The organism is Enterobacter sp. 22452 (assembly GCF_052045065.1).
GTDB lineage: Bacteria > Pseudomonadota > Gammaproteobacteria > Enterobacterales > Enterobacteriaceae > Enterobacter > Enterobacter mori.
Genome location: NZ_JBQEOB010000006.1, coordinates 118,737 through 139,027, shown reverse-complemented (window position 1 = coordinate 139,027; position 20,291 = coordinate 118,737). Strand labels below are relative to the sequence as shown.

Here is a 20,291-nt window from a genome sequence, read left to right as displayed (position 1 = left end):
CGTCACTATGCGCGTAAACACATGGATTTGCCTGGCTGCCACAGTATGTTCAACCGCCGCGCATGCCGGCGGCGTGGGGTTAGGCGCAACGCGAATGGTCTACTCCAGCGCCACCAACCAGTCCATGCTGCAGGTCAGGAACACGCATCCCGACGCCACGTTCCTGATCCAGTCATGGATGGAAAACGAGAAAGGGCAAAAAACCAACGATTTCGTGATTACGCCACCGCTGTACGTCATGAAACCCGCCAGCGAAAGCGCGGTAAAAATCATGTTTAACGGCAAAACCCTGCCAGAAGATCGCGAAACGCTCTACTGGATGACGGTCAAAGCCATTCCGCAGCAGTCCAAAAGCGGCTCCGGCAATTCGCTGCAGTTTGCGTCGGCAAACCGCATCAAGGTCTTTTACCGCCCGCAGAGCCTCGGACAAGGCGCAGGCGAGGCATGGAAAAGCCTTTCTGGCGCCTATCGCGCCGGGAAAGTCACGCTCACGAACCCAACGCCGTACTACCTCACCACTATCAACGTGAAAATTGATGGTATGCCGGTACAGCCGGTGATGGTACCGCCGAAATCCAGCCTGACGCTGGCCGAAACCTTCAGCCATGCAAGCAGCATGAGCTATCAGACCATTAACGATTACGGGGCATGGACCCCCGCCACGCGCGCGTCGTTATCCCAATAATAAAAAAAAACAGTAAGGCGTGACCACGTGAAAAGAAAAATCCTGTGCGCCACGGTGATCTCCCTGGTGATTCGGCAAGCCGTGGCTGCCGAAAGCGAACTGCAATTTAACCCCGCGTTTCTCAACGGCGAGAGCGCAAACAGCGCCGATCTCGCCTGGGTTAACGCCGGGAGCGCGCTGCCGCCGGGAGATTACAACCTCAACGTGTATATCAATAACAACTACGCGTTCACAGGCAACGTCACGTTCCGCATTGCTGAAAATACGGCAGGGGAAGCCCTGCCGTGCCTTACGCCTGAACAAATCGCCGCGCTGGGCATCGACAGCCAGCAGGCAAAAGGCGGCGCGCTGCCGCTGGCGCAGCGCTGCATCTTCCTGACACAGGCTTTTGCCGATAGCCGGTTTGATTTTGACCAGCAGACGCTCACCCTGAACTTCACCGTACCGCAAAGTGCGATGCGCAATTTGCCGCGCGGGTACGTCAGCCCGGAAAGCTGGGAGGCAGGGATCCCTGCCGCGTGGCTAAATTATGTGGTGAACGGTTCGAACAATGAATATCAGGGCGAGACGCGCACGCGCGATCGGCAGCTGTTTGCAAGCCTGAACAGCGCCATCAACCTCGGCGCGTGGCGGCTGCGTGATTTCACCACGTGGACCAAAGACAACAACGAGCTCACTCACGTGCAAACCTGGCTGCAGAGGGATATCCCCGACCTGAATGCCCAGGCGTATGCCGGTGAAACCTATACCTCGTCACAGGTCTTCGACTCCGTGGGCCTGCGCGGTGTTGCCCTGAAAACCGATGACAACATGCTGCCTGCCAGCCTGAGTGGCTACGCGCCGGAAGTCCGCGGCATCGCGCGCAGCAACGCCACCGTAACGGTTCGCCAGAACGGCAACATCATCTATCAAACCTCCGTTCCGCCGGGGGCGTTTGTGCTGAAAGATCTCTACCCGACGTCGTCAGGTGGCGATCTCGCGGTCACCATTCAGGAGAACGACGGCAGCCAGACGCAATACACGATTCCCTTTGCCAGCGTGCCGAACCTGGTGCGTAACGGACAGGTGAAATATGCCTTCGGTGCCGGCACCTACCGCCCGATGGGCGATCAGGCGTCGCCCTCTTTCGCACAGGGCGAGCTGTTCTACGGCTGGCGCTACGGCCTAACGTTTTACGGCGGGGCGCAGTTTGCCGATCGCTATAACGGTCTGGCGTTCGGGGTTGGGCAAAACCTCGGCCGCTTTGGTGCCTACTCTATTGACCTGACCCACGCCCGCAGCCAGCTGGCGGACGATCGGCACTACACCGGCGATTCCGTGCGCCTGCGCTACAGCAAGCTGCTGAACGACACCGGCACGCGGATAAACTTCTTCTCGCTGCGCTACTCCACGGAGGGGTTTTATACCCTCAGCGATACCACGTACAAAGGGATGGCGGGCGGGTCGCCAAAGCAGATTGTGGAAGACAATGGCACCGTCACCACCCATTACGACACCGTGTACAACCTGCGGATGTCGCGTAAAGCCAAGAACCAGCTGCTGCTGTCGCAGCCGATGGGGCAATACGGCTCGCTGTCACTGTCGTGGGATCAGCAAACCTACTGGAACACGTCAAACACCACGCAAAGCCTGCAGTTCGCGTGGAACGCCACGTTTCGTAACCTGTCGCTTGGCGTCAGCGTTCAGCGCAGCGCCAGCCTGTATGACAACAAGAAAGAGAACCTTCTGGCGCTCTCCCTGTCGGTGCCGTTTGGTAACCCGCAGCTCGCCACGCGCGCGCGGTTTACAACCACCCATGCGGACTCTACCGGCACCACCGCCAGCACCGGCGTGAGCGGTTATCTGCCGGGCCAGGAGAATCTGTTTTATAGCGTTAACCAGCGCTACAGCAAGCAGCAACAGTACGGCGGTGATGTCGCCCTGCAGTACGAAGGTGCGCGCGGAGACTATAACCTCGGCTACAGCTACACCCGCGATTCCCAAAACCTCAGCTACGGGATGAGCGGCGGCGCGGTGCTGCATGAAGATGGCCTGACGCTAAGCCAGCCGCTCGGCAATACCAATATTCTGGTTAAAGCTCCCGGGGCCAGCAACGTTTCCGTGCTTAATCACAAGGGCATTAAAACCGACAGTCGGGGATACGCGGTGATCCCCTACGCCACGCCGTATCGCGTCAATCAGGTTGCGCTGGACGTCACCACGGCGGGCAACGACGTGGAGCTCGAGAATGCCATCGTCAACAAAACGCCCACCGACGGCGCCCTGGTTCGTGCCACCATCGTCACGCGTCAGGGGGCAAAAGCGATGTTTATCGTGCGTCACGGCAACGACGTGCTTCCCTTCGGCACGCTGGTCTCACTCAGTGATGACAAAACCAGCGGCATCGTTGGCGACGGCGGCAGTCTGTATCTGTCCGGCTTACCCGTTAAGGGCATGTTGAGCGCAGTGTGGGGCCGCAACAGCGACCAGCGCTGCACCATTAACTATGCGTTAAATAAGCAAAATTATAATGCCCGCACCGGCCTTTATTCCCAGGAGGTGGTATGTCAGTAACGCTCCGGATGACCAGCATCGTCCTGCTGCTGTTTTTTACTCTCCCCGTTCGCGGCTATGACGTGCTGGTTTCCGTCACCGGGAATTTGATCGGCAACACCTGTGTTGTCGCCGCGGACTCCAAAGAGCAAGAGGTACCGCTGGGGACCATTGGGATGAAACAGTTCGCCCGCGCAGGGGCGGTAAGCAATATCAAAACGCCCTTCACGATCAGGCTTGAAGCCTGCGGGCCGACCTTTGCCGGGGTAAAAATCCGCTTCAGCGGCACGCCGGACAATGACGACCCGCAGCTGGTTAAAATTGCCGACGGCGGCGCAACCGGCGTGGCGGTGCAGATCCTCGATAAAGACAGCGCGCTGATTCCACTGAACACGCAAACCACCGCCTGGGGCACGCCGGGCGATGACAGCGTAGAGGTAACCTTCTATGCCCGACTGGCCGCCACGGGCGCGCCCGTCAATGCCGGAGACGTCTCTGCTTTCGCGACCTGGACTACGGAGTATCAATGATGCGTTTAGTGTTTTTTATCACCGGATTACTGCTCTGCGCCAGCGTACAGGCGATGGAGTGGAAATCGGATATTACCCTTTCCCCTCAGCCGATGACCTACAGCGGACCCGCGGATTCGGTGGTGCCGGGCAACATAATCGGATCGACCTGGAGCGCCACCGCCAGCGTGCAGCAGGTGTTCTGGTGCGGGCTTGTTTTTACCTGCTCCAAAGGCACGCTGGAGCCGAGCAGCAGCGCCATCTCGAGCGGGATGACGGTCACCGTCGACGGGGTTAACTACACCATTTTTGAAACTGGAGTCCCAGGCGTGGGTTATATCATCGGGCTGAAGGATTTTAACGGCTCCGCCTGGATACCGCTGCAGAGCGGTATTACGCAAAGCTACCCGGCGGACGGGACCAATGGCTACGCCACCGATCTGGGCTGGTCCGCCAAGGTGACCTTTATTAAGACCGGCACGGCGCTGAAATCAGGGGTTTACCAGATCCCCACCATCAACGCTGCGGTCCTGACCGCATATAACAACGAGGTCAAAACGGCAAAAGTCATCATTAACCCTACCGCCATTACCGTGACGGCGAGCGGCTGTACGGTGGGAACAAAAAGCGCGAATGTCGATCTGGGCACGATTGATATCCGCACGTTGACCACCGTGGGCAGCACGTCACCTTCCGGGTCGTTTAACGTCAGCCTGACCTGCGACGCGAACGTGGCGGTTAACGCGGTGATGACCGACCAGACCACACCGTCGAATACCTCGTCGGTGGTGACGCTGACCGGTGACTCCACGGCGTCCGGCGTTGGGGTGCAGTTTTTCTACAACGGCACCGGACCGCTGATGATGGGGCCAGACAGCTCGGCGGCGGGCACAACGAACCAGTTCTTTATGCAGAGCACCACCGCGGCACAAACCCTGTCGCTGCCGTTCCAGGCGCAGTACATCCGAACCGGCGAACTGGTCCCCGGTTCGGCCAATGCCCTGGCAAGCATTACGTTTTCCTACCAGTAGGGGTTAGTGCTTCACCCACACCAGCTGGTCAACCTGGAAGCCCAGACCGCGCGCGGTGTTCAGGTAATCCTGTTTCACCGCATCCGGGATGGTTGGCGTGCGCGACAGGATCCACAGGTAGTCGCGGTTCGGGCCGCTGACCAGCGCGTACTGGTACTTATCGTCCAGTTTGATCACGTTATACCCGCCGTAGAACGGGCCGAAGAAGGACACCTTCAGCGCGGCCGTGGTCGGTTCGCCGGTAAAGTAGGCTTTACCCTCGCTCTCATTCCACTTGTTCTTCACCGGGTCGTAGCCGCGGTTAAGCACGCTGATGCCGTCGTCGCTGCGCTTGCCGTAGGTAGCGGTAACCTGCTCCAGACCGCGTTCAAAGCGGTTTTCCAGGCGAGCGACTTCGTACCATTTGCCAAGATAGCGGCTGGCGTCAAAACCGGAAATGGGCTGCACGCCCTTCGGTGGGGTGGGGGATTTACAGGCTACCAGCGTCAGGGCAATGGCAACACCGGTCACAACAGGCCATAGCTTCATGAGAATTCCTTTCATTTGCACGGTTGGAAATTAAGTGTAGTGCACCGCGGCGGCGCTTCATCCCGCCCGCGAAAATTCGTAGTATATTGAGAGTATTCCTCAACTCTGGACACGGACATGGCTTACTCCATCGGCGAATTCGCCAGACTCAGCGGGATCACCGCCACCACGCTGCGGGCCTGGCAGCGGCGCTACGGCTTACTCAAGCCTCAGCGCACGGAGGGCGGCCACCGCCAGTACAGCGATGAGGACGTCCAGCAGGCGCTAAAAATCCTCGACTGGGTAAAAAAAGGCGTCCCGATTGGCCAGGTCAAACCGCTGCTGGAGCGCCCTACGTCACGCCTGACAAACAACTGGATCACGCTGCAGCAAACCATGTTACAGCGCCTGCAGGACGGCAAAATCGAGTCCCTGCGCCAGATGATTTACGACGCAGGACGCGAGTACCCAAGACCAGAACTGGTCGCGAACGTGCTGCGTCCGCTGCGCAGTCAGGTTTCGGCAAACGTCGCCGCCGCCATGACCCTGCGCGAGATCCTCGACGGCATCATCATCGCCTATACCTCGTTTTGCCTGGAAGGCGATAAAAAAGCGCCGGGCGACAACATCCTGCTCAGCGGCTGGTACCTGAACGATCCGTGTGAAGTCTGGCTCGAAGCCTTAACCCGCACCGGACAAGGTCACCGTATCGATATTTTGCCCACGCCTCCTGCCACGCTGGCCCCAGAGATTTTCCCGGACCGCCACTGGCTTCTGGTCACGCGCGGCAAACTCACCGCCGCGCGCAAAAAGCAGATCGAGCAGTGGCAACAGCAGGTATCGCTTGAAGTGATTATCCTCTAATCATTTTCTCCTGTGGGAATCTTCACGAAAAGTTGAATATTTTCCCGCGCCACAAATGCTAACGTTTTCCTGTGACCGACAACCCCACAGGAAAACACAATGAAAAAAACTGCCTCTCTGCTGATGCTGACCACCCTGGCCTTTGCCCCTGCCGCCTTTAGCGCTCCTGCCGGCACGCTGAGCGTACACATTCTTGACCAGCAAACCGGGATGCCGCCATCGGACGTTACCGTCACGCTGGAAAAACAGCAGCAGGACAAATGGACCCCAATTGCCAGCGGCAAAACTGACCATGACGGCCGCATCAAATCGCTTTATCCGCAGGATCAGGATATGCAGCCCGGCGTCTATAAAGTGACCTTTAAAACCGCAGATTACTTCCACGGGAAGAAGCTGGATTCCTTCTTCCCGGAGATCCCGGTGCTGTTCACCGTAACCCGCACCAACGAAAAGCTGCACATCCCTCTCCTGCTGAGCCAGTACGGTTATTCAACTTACAAGGGCAGTTAAGAACCGTTGATTTTAAAGGGAAATAAAAAATAATTCCGCTAATACTTGGACAAATTAGTCATGTTGTGTAAGTTTTAAAGAGAAGAACGGGAGGACCACACCATGACAACAAAACCTGTGCTCGGTATTAGCGGATGTTTGACCGGGTCTGCCGTTCGCTTCGACGGCGGACACAAGCGTATGGGCTTTGTCATGGATGAACTGGCCCAGTGGGTGAGTTTCAGGCCCGTCTGTCCGGAAATGGCGATTGGCCTGCCAACGCCTCGCCCGGCCATACGCCTGACGCTGACGGACAGCGGCGAAACGCAGCTCCGCTTCAGCAAACCACCCCATGATGATATTACGCAGAAAATGGCCGACTTTACGGCGGACTATCTGCCAAAAATCGGCGATCTGTCGGGATTTATCGTCTGCGCGAAATCGCCAAGCTGCGGCATGGAACGCGTGCGGCTGTATGATGAAAACGGCAACCGGGGCCGCAAGGAGGGTGTCGGGCTGTTCACCGCCGCCCTGCTTGAAACCTACCCGTGGCTGCCCGTGGAAGAAGACGGTCGGCTGCACGACCCGGTGCTGCGGGAAAACTTTATCGAGCGGGTATTTGCCCTGCACGAGCTGAACACGCTGCGCGCTAAAGGCCTGACGCGCCGTGGGCTGCTGGATTTCCACAGCCGCTACAAATTGCAACTGCTGGCGCACCATCAGGCGGGCTACCGCGAGATCGGCCCGTTCGTTGCGTCGCTGCATGAATGGGAAGATCTGGACGCCTTCTTCGTGGCGTACCGCGAAAAGCTGATGACGATCCTGAAAAAGCCCGCTTCGCGGAAAAACCATACCAACGTGCTAATGCATATTCAGGGCTATTTCCGTAACCAGCTGAACAGCCGCCAGCGCGTCGAACTGCGCGATGTAATCCTGCACTATCGCGACGGGCTGCTGCCCATCCTCGCGCCGCTGACGCTGTTGAAACACTATATGGCCGAATATCCTGACCGATATCTGATGACGCAAAACTACTTTGATCCCTATCCTGATGATTTGGGTCTGCGTCTGGCAGTAACCTGACGATAAGAATGCGAAGGCCCGTTTGACCCATAGAGGCCCAAAGCAGTACCCCGTTTAGACGACACCCTCACTGTCGTCTCTTTTTTGCATTCCACGCAAAATACTGTGATTATATACAGCCCCGTAACGCAAAAAAGGGACTGCCTGTGATCACCACTCTGCACATTCAAAACTACCGCTCGATTCGCGAAATGTCGCTGGAGCTGGAACAGCTCAACATCGTCTTCGGGCCGAACGGCACCGGGAAATCGAATATCTACAAGGCGATACACCTGATGCACAGCGCCGCCCAGGGGCAGTTTTCCCAGGCGCTGGCAAACGAGGGCGGCATTCTGAAGGTGTTCTGGGCAGGCAAAACCCGCAGCGACCAGCTGCGACGGATGAACCTGGCGGTAGAAACAGAGACCTACGAATACGAGCTGCAGGTAGGGTTTGTCGAGAAGCTGCCTTACCCTTCGCAGTTTCAGCTCGACCCGGTGATCAAAGAAGAGTCCATCTGGCTGAGCGGCCAGCACCGACGCCCGTCGTCCCAGCTGATGAAGCGCAGGAATCAGGCGGTGTTTCTGAATAACGTGCATCACGAGAAAGTGACCCACAGCGGTACGCTTTACGAAAACGAATCGGTGTTCGGCCAGCTCGGCGAGCCGCATCTCTACCCGGAAGTGTCGCAGATGCGCGAGTCCCTGCGGAACTGGCGATTTTATCATGAGTTTTCCGTCTCATCCGGCTCGGCGATGCGTGCGCCGCAGGTCGGTTTCCGCTCTCCGGTGCTGGCCAGCGACGGCGCCAACCTGGCGGCGGCGTTTCAGACCATCGTGGAAATTGGCGACGAGCTGCTGCTGATGCGCATCCTCGACCAGGCTTTCCCCGGCTGCGTGTTTTACAGCGACAACACCGGCGGACGTTTTCGCATGATGATGCAGCGCGAAGGGCTGAGCAGACCGCTGGAGCCGGCGGAGTTCTCCGACGGCACCCTGCGTTTTCTGTGCCTGGCGGTGGCGCTATTAAGCCCGCGTCCACCAGCCTTTATCGCCCTCAACGAACCGGAAAACAGCCTGCACCCGCAGATGCTGCCCGCCCTTGCGAGCTTAATCGCCGAGGCCAGCCGCTACTCGCAGATCTGGCTCACCAGCCACTCGCCGGAGCTGGCGACGTTGATTGAGAAACAGAGATCGTTTTCGCTGTATCAGCTGTCGATGGTGGAGGGGGAGACGAGGGTGGAGAGGCTGGGGTAAACGCCGGGTGGCGCTGCGCTGACCCGGCCTACGAGTGAGTCCGAAAGGTCTTTCGCCACTCCGCCGGGCTGACCCCAAAACGCACCTTAAACTGCTGTCGCCAGGTGACAGCGGAATTAAACCCCACCAGCTCAGCCACGCTTTCAACGGGCATATTTCCGGCTTCAAGCAAGATCTGGCTGCGCCGCAGGCGTTCGGCGGTAAGCCAGTCGGCGACGCTCATCCCCGTGGCTTTAACAAAGTGACGGGTCAGCGTGCGGCGGCTCATTGAGACCACCTCCGCCAGCGAGTCCAGGCTATGCGGTTCGGTGATGTGCTGCTGAAGATAGTCGATCAGGCAGTTAATCCGCCCGTCGCGGGTATCTTTCGGCACCGGCTGGGCAATGAATTGCGCCTGCCCGCCCTCGCGGTGGGGAGGAACAATCATCCGGCGGGCAATCTGGTTAGCGACCACGCTGCCAAAGCGCTGGCGAATGATATACAGGCAGCAGTCCAGCGCGGCGGCAGTGCCTGCGGAAGTGATGATATTGCCATCATCCACGTAGAGGGCATTGATATCCAGCCGGACGTTCGGGAAGAGCGACTGAAACTGGCGTTCGAACTCCCAGTGGGTGGCCGCACGCTTGCCGTCGAGGATCCCCGCATAGGCCAGCACAAACGACCCGAGACACAGCCCGACGATTTCCGCGCCGTTATCTCTTGCCCGTGCCAGGCTGTCGAGCAGCGTTTGAGGCGGGCGTTCAAGGACGTGCTGCCAGTAGGGAACGACGACAATATCGGCCTGCCCAATGGCGGAGTAGTCCTCTGTAGCGTTGAGGGCAAATCCGTCTTTTGACGTGAGGAAACCGGGCGTTTCGGCGCAGATCGTGACGTTAAAACGCTTTTCGCCGGAAACCGAATCGCCAAACAGAATGCAGGGAACGGAGTAGTGAAACGGGCTGAACCCGTCCACCGCGACAATTGCGACGTTGATTAGCGACATCTGTCCCTCCCTTCCCTTTAACGCACTCAGAATATAACGGTTTCCCCGTCCTGGGGAATGCTCACCGCGTCACTCACCTGGTTGGCTTCAACGTACTCACGCAGCGCGCTGCGGGTCAACAGGCAGTGGTTGATGGCCTCCATATGGCTCGCCACGATTTTAGCCTGCGGCAGCAGGAAATGGACGTTGAGCACGTCTTCCTGACCCATAATGATTGGCCCAAAGCCAATGACGTGGGCATAGCCAGCGTTAAGCACCACTACATCCGGCTGATGTTTTTGCAGATCCGCTGCCACCTCTTCGCGCCAGACGGTATCCCCTGCCAGATAGAGCGTCTTCTCAGCAGGATGACGCAGCACCACGCCGCAGGCCTCGCCCAGCCGCTCCGCCAGCTCCGGTACGGCGTAAGCGCGGTCGGTACCGTGCTGGCCGCCGTGGGTTTTCACAATCTGAATATCGCCGAAGGTGGTCGCGTCGGTCATGACCGTCAGGTTGCTAAACCCCTGGCTGCGCAGCAGCGCGGCGTCGCTGTCGTTTTGCACGTAGATCGGCTTGTCTTTGGCGATCAGATCAATAGCGGTTTGATCCCAGTGATCGTCGTGGGTATGGGTAACGATCACCGCGTCAGCGTCCAGCAGCGTGTTGACGTCAACGGGAAGCTCGACCGTCGGGTTACGAATATCCGCATGTGCCGTGCCGGCAAAGCCCGGATAAGCGCCCTTCGGGGCCAGCATCGGGTCGATTAAAAGACGCTTGCCGGCGTAGGTGATCAGCTGGGTGGCGTTGCGAATATGGGTGATGTTCATGGGCTATCCTCCGGTTGGTGTGATAAGGAGGATAGCCCGTTGCACCGCTTAACAATGTGGGTTAAAGGGCGATAACCGATGAAATCGGGTCAATCGATAAACCGCTTGCGCACCCGCTCCAGCGGCGCGATAAGCAGGTTGATGAGCGGTTTACGATCGATAACGATATCGGCGTTAACCGTCATACCGCCCATCAATAGACGCTTTTTCTTGTCCGGGTCGGTAAACCAGGAAGGCACCCGCACTTTAGCAAGGTAGTAGTTCTGCCCCTCCTGCAGCGGGATGAGCGCCGAATGGGCATCGATGTTCACCTCATAGAAATCAGACAGGGTTGCCTCTACCGAGCCATATTTATCCACCGGCCAGGAGTCAAAGCGCAGCTTCACCTTATCCCCTTTTGCCACCCGGCCCACGCCCGTGGCGGGCACATAGAGATACCCCTCCATCGACGCGGCGGTATTTTTACGGATCACCACCACCACTTCGCTGTTTTGCGTAATGGCCCGACCCGGCGGAAAGTTGATCGCCACCACGTAGCCGTCGGCAGGAGCCAGCATCGCCATGGTTGAGCTGCCCCGGCTGGAGAGGTTGCGGTCGATTTCGCTGATCCGGTTCTTCACGTACAGCTGCTCCTCGCTCAGGGAGTCGATTTGCGACTGGGTGCTGTCGGTGAGGCTGGTTTTGCGCGCCTCGAGGTCAAGGATGGTGCTCTCTTCCAGGGTCAGGTTGAGCTGGGCGTTAAGCACGTCGTTGTGGCTTTTATCGAGATCCACCTTTGAGACATAGCCTTTGCCCGATACCGATTTCCACGCCTCGTACGTGTCGGTGTTGTTTTTAAGCAGCGCGCGCAGCTTTTTCACCTTATCGCGGGAAACCGCTATCTGCCGGTCGGTAAGATCCAGCTGCTGCGCCAGGTTTTTACGGTATGACGCAATAGAATCATCAATGGCCTGAATGCGCTGCTCGCTGCGCTTTTTCTCCGCTTCCATCTGCTGGCGGTCAAACTGCACCACCGACCCCTGCTTGCCGCCGTAGTCCTGCGAAACGGTAAAAAGCGGATCATTCTCTTTCACGTACTGGCCCGGACGCACCGCGAAATCAACGATGGTGCCGGACTCTCTGGCGCGGACCTCCACATCGCCCTGGGCCGGGATCAGCACGCCGCGCGCCAGCGTGGTCTCCGAAAAATTAAAAACGATGGAAAAGACCAGCAGGCAGAGGAAAAAGGAGATAAACAGCGTCAGCACGCCTTTCAGGCGCGGGGCGTTGATCTCATAGCTCTTTGAAAAATGGTGCGGGATTAGCGCCCGACGTTGTCGGCTTCGGTTTTTTAATTTCACGACATGTCATCCATGATAAATCACTGAAAGATCGTCCCATGCACTCCAGAGCGTGGGGGTTTTACGCAGCGCATTCAGCGTGGCGGTGGCGGCCTGGCGGTAGTCCGCTGGTGCGTATATCTGGCTTTCTAACCCAAACTCCGCCGCATGCAGCGAACAGGTGGGCACCAGCGTGCGAACCGCGTATCCGTAGCGCGTTAAAAAACGCGTCGAGACATCCGTTAACCACGCCTTCTGGTCGCCCGCCTGGGTCATGAACAGCGGTGCATCCGGGAGGCGTTCATCCATCAGCAGCACGGTCACCAGCCGATGCGGCGCGAAAAACGCCCCCGCACGCCGCCCTTCGTGAGCGGCCATCAGCTTGTGCAGCACAGGCTGGCGGGTGACAAACTGAAAGCGTACGTCTTCTGGCGCGGTGGCGAGCAGCGCATCCGCGATCAGGCCAAACCCGGCCCAGCGCATGCCCAGCAGCAGGGTGCGAGGCCGGGAATAGAAATCCTGCTTGCGGGTGAATTCCGCCACGCGGGCATGGAGATCGAAGCGCACGTTGCGCCGCCACAGCGCGGGCGGGAAGATCTGTTCCACGAAGTTAAAGCCGCTCATCTCCCGGGCGTTCTGTCGCAGAAAATCGGCCGGGACGTCGGCCTCCGGGCAGCGCATAAACTGGCTGTAGTTTTGCGTTATCCGGCCTGCCAGCAGGGTGCGTCCAGCCTGCCGGGCGCAAAGTCGGGCGTAGAGACGGGGGAGAAACATCATTGCTCACTCTCCCGCAGCGTGCCGTTTTCCATGGTGTAGAGCCGTCCGTGGCAGCCGACCACCTCCGGCGAGTGGGTGACGAACACCAGGCCAATTCCCAGACCACGCAGGTTCGCCAGCACCTTCTGCGCGGTGGTTTTATCGAGGTTTGCCGTGACTTCATCGCACAGCAGCAGCTTCGGCTGGCTGTACAGGGCGCGCGCCAGCACCAGACGCTGCATCTCACCGGCGGAGAAAAAGGTGTTCCCCGGCAGCAGCTCCGTTTCATAGCCGTGCGGCAGACGCGCCACCACGTGGTCGATCTCCGCCAGACGGCAGGCGGCAATCACCCGCTCTTTGTCCGGGGCGCTATCAAAACAGGAGAGGTTATCCAGGATTGAGCCGGTAAAGAGAATATCGTCCGCGTGCACGATGCGAATATGCTGGCGCAGCGAGGAGAGATCGCATTCGGTAATGGGGATCGCGTTGATCCGCAAGCTGCCCGAAGTGGAGAGCAACATCCCGGAGATCAGGCGCAGCAGCGTGGTCTTCCCGGAACCACTCTGGCCGACAATCACCGCCTCTTCTCCCTGCTTCAGCGTCATGTTGATGTGCTGAAGCGTCGCCTCGCGCCCCGGATAGGCAAAAGAGACATCCTCAAATTCCAGACTGACGGGCGAGGTCACAATCTTCCGGCCGAACTGGCTGGCTTCGGAGGGGGCAAACAGCAGGTCACCAACGCGATCCAGCGGCCCCTTCAGCGCATTTTTATCCAGCAGCTTTTGCGCCACCTGCACCATCGCATCGGAGAAATAGCGTTTGTAGCTTATGTAGGCGTAGAGCATCCCGATGCTCATCTGCCCTTCCAGAATAAGCCAGGCGCCGAAGCAGACCACCAGCAGCTGCTCGGCGTTGATCACCAGCAGCGAGGCGACGTCAAAGCGGGCCAGCAGGCGCTCTTTGCGCATCAGCCCGGCAATGTGTTCGTGCTGAGATTTGTCCATCACCGCGTCCCGGGCCTGCTCCATGTTGTTGGCCTTCAGGGTGATGATCCCCTTCTGCGTCTCCACCAGCAGCGATTCGTACTTCGCGGTGCGCTCGATGGAGTCATCCACCGCGCGCTGGTAAGGGCCAATCAGCGAAAAGCGGATCAGGAAGAAAACCCCCATCAGCAGCATCGTCAGCACGGCGATTTTCACGTTATACAGCAGCATAAACAGCAGGCTGGTAAAGGCGATCAGGCTGGAAAAGAGGATCTGCACATAGCCGTTGCTGATGAACTCCGCGCAGGCGTGGAGTGATTTTTCTATCGCCAGCACGATGCCCGGCGGGCGGCTGCGGAACCAGCCGGTCTGGGTGCGCAGCATATAGCGGCGTACCGACTGGCTGAGGTCGTCATAGGCAATGTTGCGCATCAGGATCTCAAGTATCTGCTTGAGGAACTTACCTATGACTTCAAAAATAAAGACGATGGCGAAGATCGCGGTGAGTAAAATCACCAGATCGTTGTCGTTTCGCGAGATGGCCTCGTCCATGATCAGCTGCACGTAGGTGGGGCTGGCCAGCATGGTGATGAGGGTAAAAATCGAGAGTACAAACAGCAGCACCTGCCGCTGGAACAGGCTTGGGGATTTGTTGGCCAGCCGGCCCAGCGTGAGCGTATCGTCGGGCGATTTTTTGTCGAAGCGCGGCGTTGGCTTGAGCTCCAGCACGTAGCCGGAAAAGAGTTTTTGCGCCTCCTTGAGGCTGTAGCGACGCACGCCGCTGGCCGGGTCGTGGACCGTCACGCTGCGGCCGTCGACCTTCACGATAACCACGAAGTGATTGCCGCGCCAGAAGGCGATGAGCGGCAGTTCGGCACTTTCAATTTCAGTGATTTCGCCCTTTAGCACCCGGCCCGTCATATTTTTATCGCTGGCGAGGGTCATTAATTCCGCCATCGAGGTTCCCGCGTCGGCAGAGACCGAAATCTCCCTGCGCAGCTGGCTGACGGAGACATGGTGTTCATAGTGCCCCAGCACCATCGCCAGGCAGGCCAGCCCACATTCGGTAAATTCATGCTGGCGAATAACGGGTGTCTTACCCTTTTTTTTATACTGAAAAAGCGAAAACATAATTATCCGTGGCTGAAATAAAAAAATGGCCCGGCAATGCGGGCCATAGGTGCATAGGTCAATAACTTATGCGCTGAAGAAGCCGCCGATGAAGCCGCCCACCAGGCCAAACACGCCGCCGATGGTGCCGCCCAGCGCGCCTAACATCTGGCTGCCCGCGTTATAGCCCGCGCTCGCACCCTGAATGGCAGCAGCAAACGGATCCCAACCACCGATGATGGCCTGTGCTTTTTTGAAATCGATAACTTGCATGATTGTCTTCCTGTTAATCTGAATTAGTTGTAGCTGCCAACCAGCGCACCCAGGAAGCCCATCGCGCCACCCAGAATTCCGCCAACTACACCGCCTACCATGCCCATGATGCTTGCACCGGTGTCGTAACCCAGCTGTGCGCCCTTAACGAGGCCAGCAAACGGGTTTAATGCACCACCGATAATGTCTTTCGCTTCTACGAATGAAATCGCTTTCATTTTATTCTCCTGTAGTTGTAAATCTTCAGCTTGCGCCAAAGGTTAATTTCCTTTTATGAAGGAAAGCGGTTGTTACGGGCAGCTCGAAAGCGGAATGATTTTATTTCCATAAATAATCATCCGCCTTGCTGGCTGCGCGTAATTATCTATTTCCAGCCGTTGACCCGGCGGAACATATTTTGAATCGTTATATTGTGAGCTACACCTCTGTGAGGAGACATATTTAAACCAGGTATTACCGGTATTACTCACCACCCCGTTGCTAAACGCATAATCAAAATGTCTTGTCCATGGGCGGACAATTAAAATAGCCTCAAGCGAAACCACCACATCCGACTGGATGCGTTGGCCTTTGCTCATCACAACCCGCGCCTGGAGCGGCGTCTCGGTGAATTTAACGCGATAATAGCGCTCTTTGCTGTCGTGCGGGCCGGTGTAATAAAACTTAAAACCGGCCTGCTCGCCGCTCTCCAGCGTTAACTGTTTAGGCGAGAACATCACCTCGCCATCTTTTATTTCAGTCTCTTTTCCGTGCTCTTTAGGAACATCGACCTGAATAAGCGAAACAGTATAATTCTGTCGAACGCTGGTATCGTTTTTTATTGGCTGAAAAACAACTTCTTTTTCGGGTAGAAAATCAATATTTAGACTTTCAATAATTAAAGCATTTGCGCTTGCAGAAATGAAGTAATTTATTGCGAAAATAGCCAGGAATTTTCCAGTCATCATCATTTAATTCCAGGAAGCGCTGACATCAATTCGACCCTGGGCCGTCACTTCGCCAAACCAGTTATTACCGTCATAGGTGGTTTTCGATACCGGGTTATTCATCACAAACTGCAACACGAGCGGCGTTTTCCACAGCCACATGTCCGTCACACCGGAGCTTATCTTGTCCCACTCTTCCGCATGGGTGGCGGGCGCGGGAATGGACAGCGCTTCGCCCTTGCAGTTATGCGCCTTCAGCGTTTGGCTTTTGCCCACCAGCACGTTGCCGGGGATCGGCACGGTGAAGCCGTTGCCGCTAAAGGCGCAGTAGTCCACGCCGTTCAGGCTCTGCGTCGGCCCGGTGACCTTCACCGTTACCGCAATCGCCGCGTCTTTCTGCGCGCCGCTGTAGGTAATGGTGTAGGGGATCTCAATCGACGCCTCGCCAATTGTTCCTTTTCCGGAGCCGCCAAGGCCGTTAGGGTCGAGGGTGTAGTCCGGGCTATCCGGCACAATCGCCAGTCCTGGCTGGATAGGGTTAATGACCAGCCCTCCGCCCGGCTGGAAGCAGAAATCCGCCGCCAGCGAACTGTTGCCCGGCGTCAGGCACAGGCTGACGATATTGCCAATGTTGCTGCCATCCCCCGCCTGCGCCACGCTCAAAATCAGCGCCTTCGGTAAAAAGATTTTAAGGTTGGCCTTGCCGCCGTTTTTTTGCGGCGCGGCGAGGAAGGTATTCGCCAGCACGCGGGTATCGCTCAAAATACCGCCGGAGATGCTGTACCAGTTGCTCTCGTCGAAGGTGATTTCCGCCGCCAGACCCGTTCCGCCGCTCATGTGCGACTGCAGCACGCCGTTTACGCGGGATGACGTCAGCGCCAGGCCCGGGTTATAGCCGGTGATATCTTCGCCAACGAAAGTATATTCCAGCAGCGAACAGAGCACGCCCGACACCGTATTGCGGGTGTATTTGGTGCAGGTCGCCCCGGTGGAACCATCCACAATCGTGACCTCGCCGCTGATCGGGTCTATCCCCAGATCCAGCGCCCGCGAGTTGGTCATGGTCAACGTCCCCACCTTGTGCAGCGTGTTGGTGGTGGTCACCTTATTGATAGAGGTGATCTGCGGCGTGGAGGTAATGGTCACCTCGTTGCCAGGAGCCGCATTGAGCAGATAGTTAAAGAACGGATCCCCCAGCACCCAGCGGCCATAGGAGGTGCCGGGTTCGACGATCGGCGGTTTTACCACCATAGCGGTGTCGGTATAGCTTGTCGCCGCGGAATAGCCCGTGGTGCCGCAGCTTGAAGAGCACGCGGTGCCCTTAAAGAACGGCGAGGCGCTGGAGCCGGTAACGCTGAAGTTGATGGTCAGCGCGCTGCCCGCAGGGCCGGTAAAGCTGTTGTCCGGAATGTAGCTGGCAATCCCGTTGTTGGTTTTGGCGCTCAGGGTCGGCCACTCGCGCGATCCGTGTAAAAACGCGGTTGAGGTGCTGTTCAGGCTAAACAGCGCCGCCGTGTTGCCCGTCCCGTTGTTGTCCGGGTTGTTGATCGCAAAATAGGGCATCTGCTGCGCCTGAGCAGCCGCGCTAATCAGCAGCAGATTAAGAGCGAATATCTTTTTCATCTTCACGTTCCCGCGTTCCTTTTGCTTCCTGCCAGACGAAATCGCCCTTATCGCAGGAGATGTCCCCAAGCCACAGCGCGCCGCGGTTGGACTCGATATCCAGACGCACCTCGCAGACGCTGTCGTCCGGCGTGGCAATGCTGAGCACCGGATTATTCTTGTCCACGTCAATCACGAAGCGACCGTCGTTTTCCGTGCGGGTCAGCCCGACGTGGTTTTTGATTTGCGTGGCGCTCACCGGGTTGCCGCTGGCATCGACAAGGCGACCAAACAGGGTGACGATTTTTTTCACCTGCGGCTTCATCACCACCGTGTTACCCGGGTAGACCGTGATATGCCGACGGGCATTCGCGCCGATGTCATAGCTTTCGGTCCCGGTTTCGCTGTTCATCACCTCCAGGTCATAGGCCTGATAGGCCGGCAACGACAGCCAGGTTTTATCGCCCTTAATGCGCTCCGTGCGGCCGTTCAGCTTCAGCGTGAGCGACTCGTCGGACTTCAGTCCGGTGCTGACAATCACCCCTGCGCTGTCGGTCCCTTTACCTGCCGCTATCGCTTCTTTTGACCAGCCGACGCTGCCGTCGCTGGTCAGCGTGGAGTTCCAGCCCTTGCTGGTGCCGCTCTGCACGCTGAGGATGTTGCTGTTCCACGGCGTGTCGAAGCTGACGCTGCCGCCGCCGCTCACCGTGCGATCCTGGTTGCTGCTGAAGGCTCTTGAGACGTTGGCGGTGACCGACTTCAGGTAATCCCCTTCGAACTGGCGGCTGGCGCTGACGTTGAGCGCCGTGCCGGTATCGCGGTTATGCGACACGCCCACGGAGACGGTGTTACCCAGCGGGATGGCGAAGTCGAGCATCACGTAGCGGTCTTTCTCTTCGTAGTACCCTTCGTACTTATTGCGCGACATGCCCACCCGCAGGCGCGCCGTGCCGTAACGACCGGCGTACAGCCCCTGGGAGTAGTCAATCTGATAGCGTTTATAGCGGTATACGTCGTCTTCCTGCCGCATCAGGCTCAGGTTACCGGCGGAAGGCAGGCCAAACGACGGCAGGCTGAACGATGCGCCCCACGTGTTGCCTTTGTTTTCATAGATATCGAGGAACTTGCCGCTGGAGAGCTGCTCGTGGGAGTACCAGACCGAACCGATATTCCACGGCAGGCTGACGTTAGCCCCGTAGTTGGCGCGGTACGTGCCGTCCGAGGCGGCCATCGTCTGGGTGTTCACCGAGAAATACCCGGTCAGGTTCAGGGAGGCCCACAGTTCGCTGACCACGTGTTCGCGCATCATGTAGCCGGACGCGTTCCAGTCGATCATCCCGCTGCGCTTGCTGAAGGAGGTGCCGACCAGCGACATGGTGTCTTTGTGCTTAGTGTCGTAATCGTAGTAGTAGCTGTTGTCCTGCTCGTTTTTCCGTTTGGCATACTTCTTGTAGTTGACGACGGATTTGTCGCGGCTATAAATACCGCCCCACGTCTGCCAGCGCAGCGACTCCGACACGTTATTGCTGAAGGGTTTGTTCACCGTGTACATGCTGCGCGACACGGTGCGGCTGCCGCTGACCACTTCCACTTCCACGCTGTAGATACCGTAGGGCAGCGCGCTGGTGTCGATTTCGTGGTTACCCACGTCAAAGCGCTGAATGCCAATAAGCTGGCCGTCGCGGCGAATACGGGCTTCCCCGGCCGTCGGGAAATAGACCACCACCGGCGTCAGGGAGAGGGTATTGTCCCGCTTGCGCGAGTTAGCCTGGTTGCCCACCGACACGCCGTACACTTCGCCACCGGAAATACCGCTGACGCTGGCCAGCGACTGCATCGCCCAGCCGTTCAGCATCCCGGCGGCGTAGCGCATGCCCTGATAGTCACGTTCCCACATCACCGCGTTCATCTGGGTGTCGCTGCTGCTTTCGTTAACGTAGCCAGAGCCATCGACCAGCAGATGATCGACCCCCATCGAGATCCAGCTTTTGGCGTTGAGATAGCCGGACGACCAGCTGTCGCCGTAGCCGCTCTCGGTATGATACGCGCCAAGGTTATAGGAGAGCGTACCGCTCAGATCGTCTGATTCAGGGGCATCGATATCCACTTCACGGGGACGAATGTTGACCCCGTAATCGCGCTGGGAGAGGTTCAGCAGCAGACGCATCTTTTTCTGGTCCAGCTCAAACGCCGACCCGGCGCTCACCGGAATACGCATTTGCTCGTCGAACTGTTTGCCGCTGATGCTTTGCAGCAACGTCCGCATCTCTTTCGACAGACGAATACCGTTATCAGACTCCTGGACCTGCACGTCGCGCAGCCCGAGCTGCCGATCTTTCGCGTAAATCGTCACGTCGCCAATACGGACATATTCGCTCACGTCACGCGCGCCGCTCGCCTTTTGCGCGGCATTCGGGCGGGTATTGACCAAATAAACAGGGATTTTGATCCCCTGCTCCAGCAGAGCATAGAGCGAGTCGGGAAAACGGTAATTAGCGATAACCACGGAGCTGGAGGCAGCATGCGCATACGCGGGCAGGAGGCCGGATGTGCACGCCATCATCACCGGCAACACTAATTTATTTTTCACCATGCATCC

The 20,291-nt window shown here is 57.9% G+C and carries 19 protein-coding genes; 8 read left to right on the top strand and 11 right to left on the bottom strand.

What is annotated here, in order from left to right; genetic code table 11:
* Positions 1-7: 7 nt before the first annotated feature.
* From ACTJJA_RS17890 to ACTJJA_RS17875, 4 genes are read left to right on the top strand one after another with little or no spacing between them, the layout of a single operon-like run.
* Positions 8-685: a fimbrial biogenesis chaperone gene (locus ACTJJA_RS17890; RefSeq protein ID WP_440668849.1), complete on the top strand. Its 678-nt coding sequence runs from the start codon at positions 8-10 to the stop codon at positions 683-685.
* A 27-nt stretch (positions 686-712) separates the two neighbouring features.
* Positions 713-3,238, top strand: a complete 2,526-nt coding sequence (locus ACTJJA_RS17885; protein ID WP_440668848.1) for a fimbria/pilus outer membrane usher protein — start codon at positions 713-715, stop codon at positions 3,236-3,238.
* Complete coding sequence (locus tag ACTJJA_RS17880; protein ID WP_440668847.1) at positions 3,229-3,747, top strand: fimbrial protein; 519 nt, start codon at positions 3,229-3,231, stop codon at positions 3,745-3,747. Before ACTJJA_RS17885 ends, ACTJJA_RS17880 begins: the two co-directional genes overlap by 10 nt.
* Positions 3,744-4,757, top strand: a complete 1,014-nt coding sequence (locus ACTJJA_RS17875) for a fimbrial protein (protein WP_440668846.1) — start codon at positions 3,744-3,746, stop codon at positions 4,755-4,757. Before ACTJJA_RS17880 ends, ACTJJA_RS17875 begins: the two co-directional genes overlap by 4 nt.
* A gap of 3 nt (positions 4,758-4,760) precedes the next feature.
* On the opposite strand, the gene ACTJJA_RS17870 is transcribed toward ACTJJA_RS17875, so the two are convergent.
* Entirely contained in the window at positions 4,761-5,285 is a 525-nt protein-coding gene (locus ACTJJA_RS17870; protein ID WP_440668845.1) for a lipocalin family protein, read from the bottom strand.
* A 117-nt stretch (positions 5,286-5,402) separates the two neighbouring features.
* Between ACTJJA_RS17870 and ACTJJA_RS17865 the strand changes: the two genes are divergently transcribed.
* The 4 genes from ACTJJA_RS17865 (at position 5,403) to ACTJJA_RS17850 (ending at position 8,935) form a co-directional block, all read left to right on the top strand.
* Positions 5,403-6,128 (top strand): MerR family transcriptional regulator, encoded by a 726-nt coding sequence (locus tag ACTJJA_RS17865; RefSeq protein ID WP_440668844.1) that lies wholly within the window; start codon positions 5,403-5,405, stop codon positions 6,126-6,128.
* Between the two features lie 99 nt (positions 6,129-6,227).
* Positions 6,228-6,638, top strand: coding sequence for a hydroxyisourate hydrolase (gene uraH, locus ACTJJA_RS17860; protein ID WP_042714413.1), 411 nt, complete (start codon positions 6,228-6,230; stop codon positions 6,636-6,638).
* Positions 6,639-6,740: 102 nt separating this feature from the next.
* The gene (locus tag ACTJJA_RS17855; protein ID WP_421511308.1) at positions 6,741-7,700 is read left to right on the top strand and encodes a YbgA family protein; all 960 of its coding nucleotides are present in this window, start codon (positions 6,741-6,743) and stop codon (positions 7,698-7,700) included.
* A 146-nt stretch (positions 7,701-7,846) separates the two neighbouring features.
* Positions 7,847-8,935, top strand: coding sequence for an AAA family ATPase (locus ACTJJA_RS17850; protein ID WP_440668843.1), 1,089 nt, complete (start codon positions 7,847-7,849; stop codon positions 8,933-8,935).
* A 28-nt stretch (positions 8,936-8,963) separates the two neighbouring features.
* Here the strand turns inward: ACTJJA_RS17850 and ACTJJA_RS17845 are convergent, their stop codons facing one another.
* The 10 genes from ACTJJA_RS17845 to ACTJJA_RS17800 form a co-directional block, all read right to left on the bottom strand.
* Positions 8,964-9,917: a GlxA family transcriptional regulator gene (locus ACTJJA_RS17845; RefSeq protein ID WP_440668842.1), complete on the bottom strand. Its 954-nt coding sequence runs from the start codon at positions 9,915-9,917 to the stop codon at positions 8,964-8,966.
* Positions 9,918-9,943: 26 nt separating this feature from the next.
* Positions 9,944-10,723, bottom strand: a complete 780-nt coding sequence (locus ACTJJA_RS17840) for an MBL fold metallo-hydrolase (RefSeq protein ID WP_440668841.1) — start codon at positions 10,721-10,723, stop codon at positions 9,944-9,946.
* Positions 10,724-10,812: 89 nt separating this feature from the next.
* Positions 10,813-12,063 (bottom strand): HlyD family secretion protein, encoded by a 1,251-nt coding sequence (locus ACTJJA_RS17835; protein ID WP_059310297.1) that lies wholly within the window; start codon positions 12,061-12,063, stop codon positions 10,813-10,815.
* A gap of 6 nt (positions 12,064-12,069) precedes the next feature.
* Positions 12,070-12,819, bottom strand: coding sequence for a hypothetical protein (locus ACTJJA_RS17830; RefSeq protein ID WP_440668840.1), 750 nt, complete (start codon positions 12,817-12,819; stop codon positions 12,070-12,072).
* A complete protein-coding gene (locus ACTJJA_RS17825; RefSeq protein ID WP_440668839.1) occupies positions 12,816-14,912 on the bottom strand; it encodes a peptidase domain-containing ABC transporter in 2,097 nt (698 codons plus the stop codon). Before ACTJJA_RS17825 ends, ACTJJA_RS17830 begins: the two co-directional genes overlap by 4 nt.
* A 66-nt stretch (positions 14,913-14,978) precedes the next feature.
* On the bottom strand, positions 14,979-15,164 hold the full coding sequence (locus ACTJJA_RS17820) for a hypothetical protein (RefSeq protein ID WP_001196016.1): 186 nt from the start codon (positions 15,162-15,164) through the stop codon (positions 14,979-14,981).
* A gap of 23 nt (positions 15,165-15,187) precedes the next feature.
* On the bottom strand, positions 15,188-15,382 hold the full coding sequence (locus tag ACTJJA_RS17815) for a hypothetical protein (protein ID WP_013094846.1): 195 nt from the start codon (positions 15,380-15,382) through the stop codon (positions 15,188-15,190).
* Positions 15,383-15,454: 72 nt separating this feature from the next.
* The gene (locus tag ACTJJA_RS17810; protein WP_440668838.1) at positions 15,455-16,114 is read right to left on the bottom strand and encodes a hypothetical protein; all 660 of its coding nucleotides are present in this window, start codon (positions 16,112-16,114) and stop codon (positions 15,455-15,457) included.
* Complete coding sequence (locus ACTJJA_RS17805) at positions 16,115-17,713, bottom strand: receptor (RefSeq protein WP_440668837.1); 1,599 nt, start codon at positions 17,711-17,713, stop codon at positions 16,115-16,117.
* The gene (locus ACTJJA_RS17800; protein ID WP_440668836.1) at positions 17,691-20,285 is read right to left on the bottom strand and encodes a CS1-pili formation C-terminal domain-containing protein; all 2,595 of its coding nucleotides are present in this window, start codon (positions 20,283-20,285) and stop codon (positions 17,691-17,693) included. The genes ACTJJA_RS17805 and ACTJJA_RS17800 overlap by 23 nt, the downstream gene beginning before the upstream one ends.
* Between the last annotated feature and the right edge of the window lie 6 nt (positions 20,286-20,291).